General features: G+C 69.7%; 4 protein-coding genes. All 4 read left to right on the top strand.

The genetic code is table 11. The features are described from left to right. Positions 1-171: 171 nt before the first annotated feature. Positions 172-1,062 carry a hypothetical protein gene (locus VF468_31435; GenBank protein ID HEX5882800.1) on the top strand — a complete coding sequence of 297 codons (891 nt, stop codon included), beginning with the start codon at positions 172-174 and terminating at the stop codon, positions 1,060-1,062. 10 nt (positions 1,063-1,072) lie between these two features. Further along, positions 1,073-1,846, top strand: coding sequence for an alpha/beta hydrolase-fold protein (locus VF468_31430; GenBank protein HEX5882799.1), 774 nt, complete (start codon positions 1,073-1,075; stop codon positions 1,844-1,846). A gap of 87 nt (positions 1,847-1,933) precedes the next feature. Continuing rightward, positions 1,934-2,569, top strand: coding sequence for an esterase (locus tag VF468_31425; GenBank protein HEX5882798.1), 636 nt, complete (start codon positions 1,934-1,936; stop codon positions 2,567-2,569). Positions 2,570-2,603: 34 nt separating this feature from the next. Next, on the top strand, positions 2,604-2,989 hold a 386-nt coding region (locus tag VF468_31420), incomplete at its 3' end, for a hypothetical protein (protein ID HEX5882797.1).

Below are 2,989 nucleotides of genomic sequence, written 5' to 3'. Positions count from 1 at the left end.
GGGGGCGTGGTGGCTGGTCTTCGGCCTGGTAGCCGTCCTGCGGGAATGGCCGGGTCAACCCGGGCGGCGGCCAGTCGGAGAGACCGATCCGGTCGGCATCGGACTCTCCGTCCTTCGGGTGCTCCGGACGGTGGTCGCCGGGGGCATCCTCGCCTGGCGTCTGGCGCCTCCATGAGCGCGGACGCGATCGAGCGACTCGCGCTCTACTTCGGCACCGGGTCGACCCGCCAGGCCTATCTCGCCCGACAGGTGATCGGCCGGCCGCTTCCCGGCGATCCGCGGCTGGCGGATCGGCTCAGGCAGGAGCTGGCCGCGGGTGTCAGGGCCGACGGCACAGTGAGCGGCGGCGCCGTCCCTACGATCTGGCGGGTGCACGAGTTGCTCGACCTGGGGCACGCCGAAGACTCGTCCGCGGTTACCCGCCCGCTGGCCTGGATGCTCCGGCTTCAGGATCAGCCCGGCGCCTTCCACTACGGCTGCGACCGGGACCGCCACGCGCGGCGGTTGTGCCAGCATTACATCGCCGGGTTCTTCGCGCCTGCACCGCCGACACAGCGGCTCGCACCGGTGACGCTGCCCACCGGCAAGGTGTACCGGGTGGAGTCCGCCGCGCGATTCGCCATCAGCTGCCTCGCCCTCCGGGCCGCGCTACGGGCAGGCTACGAGGAGCGGCCGGCCATCCGGCGCCACCTTCAGAGCCTGGCGCAGGTCTCCGAGCAATGGACCGACTGGAACGGCTACTTCGCCCCCGATGTGATCGTGGCGGGGCTGCACGCCCTCGCTCGCGGGGGTCGAGACTACCGCCCGGTGGTACGCCGGCTGGTGGACCTCGTCACGGCCAACCAGGGGGTCGAGGGCGACTGGCCCGCGGCCGACCTCTTCCAGGTGCTCGACGCACTGCTGGCGGCCGACACCCCCGAAGCCCAGGTCACCGTGCGCCGCGCCACCACCGCGTTGACGGCCCGCCAGCGCGCCGACGGCACTTTCGGCGTGAGAACGCAGCCGGAGCGCGCCCTCATCGGCCTGCGCGCTATCCTCTGGGCGGCGCGCGCCCCAGCCTGAGCGGAGAGTGATGAGAAAGCAGAAACGGCGGCCACGTGGGAAGCTCGAACGACTCCACGCGGGTCCGGAGACCCGGGGCCTGGACCGCGACCTCACGGTGTATCTTCCGCCCTCCTACGGCCGGGGCGAGCGGCACTACCCCGTGCTCTACCTGCAGGACGGGCAGAATCTGTTCGATCCCAAGGAGAGCTTCGCCGGCTCGTGGCGGGTCGACATCGCCATGGACCACGCGGCGGCGCGAGGGTTCGAGGGGATTGCAGTGGGGATCCGGCATGCTGGCGAAGAGCGCCTGGTGGAGTACAGCCCCTTCGACGATCCGGAAGCGGGGCCCGGCCGGGGCCGCGAGTACGTGGCGTACCTGGCGGAGATCATCAAGCCCCTGGTGGACGCCCGATACCGGACCATCCCCGGCCGGGGCACGACCTGCGTGGCGGGGTCCTCGATGGGCGGCCTCATCAGCCTCTTCGCCTTCGTCGCCCGTCCCGACGTCTTCGGCGCCGCGGCGGCGATGAGCCCATCGCTCTGGTATGCCGGACGCGCCATCTTCGGCGCGGTGGAGGCGGCGCCCTTCCAACCCGGGCGGATCTACCTCGACGTAGGGCGGCGAGAAGGGGAGGAGACCCTGGCGGACGCACGCCGGCTTCGGAATCTGCTGCTCGCCAAGGGCTACCGGAAGGGCGACCAACTTCGCTACATCGAGGATCGGGCCGGCGGCCACGAGGAGGCCTCCTGGGGCCACCGTCTTCGCGCGGCGCTACCGTTCCTCCTCGCTCCTCCGGGGTGACCCGTGCACCACGAATACCACCGATGGTTCAGTCCGGCCCTGGGCCGGGAGATGGCGATCGATGTCGTGGGCCACCACGGCGCCAGGGTGCTGGTGTTCCCGACATCCATGGGGACTCACCGCGAGTGGCTCGACCGCCGGATGCACGAGGTGCTCGCCGACCACATCGAGCAAGGCTGGATCCAGCTGTTCATGCTCGATCACCTGCCGAGCGAGACCTGGAACGCCGACCACCTGCATCCCGGCGCCCGGGCCTGGCGGCACCTCCAGTACGACCACTACCTGGTGAGCGAGGTGCTGCCGTTCACCGCCAGCCGCAACGGCAACCCCTACCTCATCACCACCGGCGCCAGCCTGGGCGCCTACTATGCCGCGTGCCTGGGGTTCCGGCACCCTCACCTGGTGAACCGGATCATCGGGATGAGCGGCACGTACGATGTCCGGCGGCTCACCGGCGGCTATTCCGACCACAACGTCTATGCCTGCAACCCGGTCGAGTTCCTTCCCCCGGAGCAGGACCCCGGCCGGCTGGAGGCGCTCCGCCGGCAGGACATCATCATCGCCGTAGGGCGGACCGATCCGGCCTACCCCGACAACGAGACCCTCTCGGCCATTCTCTGGTCGAAGGGCATCGGCAACGCCTTGCGCATCTGGGACGGTTGGGCGCACGATTGGCCATACTGGGAAAAGATGATCCGGCTGTATATCGGAGGACACGACTGACATGGCACGCCTCTCACGCACGGCCCCCAAGCGGGTGGGACTCATCCTCGGGAGGGAATGGTCGTTTCCGCCCGCCTTCATCGAGGAGGTGGCGAAGCGGGACGAGGGCGTCACGGTCGAATACGCCCGGATCGGCGCGACCCTCATGGACCAGCCCTGTCCCTACGATGTGGTCATCGACCGCATCTCCCACGAGGTGCCGTTCTACCGGACCTGGCTCAAGAAGGCGCTGCTGGATGGGGTCACCGTAGTCAACAACCCGTTCATGTGGAGCGCGGACGACAAGTTCTTCGGCGCGGCGCTGGCCACCCGACACGGCGTGGCGTCTCCCAGGACGGTGGCGCTGCCGAACAAGTCGTACGTCCCGGGCATCGTGCCGAGCGAGAGCCTGCGGAACCTCGAGTACCCGCTCGACTGGGA

The organism is Actinomycetota bacterium, assembly GCA_036280995.1.
Classification (GTDB): Bacteria; Actinomycetota; CALGFH01; order CALGFH01; family CALGFH01; genus CALGFH01.
The sequence above is the reverse complement of the archived record's forward strand: the minus strand, read 5'-3'. Positions and strand labels throughout refer to the sequence as shown.

Excerpts from the sequence above, each read along its gene's own strand:
- VF468_31435 (HEX5882800.1), top strand. The coding sequence starts at position 172 with ATGAGCGCGGACGCGATCGAGCGACTCGCGCTCTACTTCGGCACCGGG.
- VF468_31430 (HEX5882799.1), top strand. The coding sequence starts at position 1,073 with ATGAGAAAGCAGAAACGGCGGCCACGTGGGAAGCTCGAACGACTCCAC.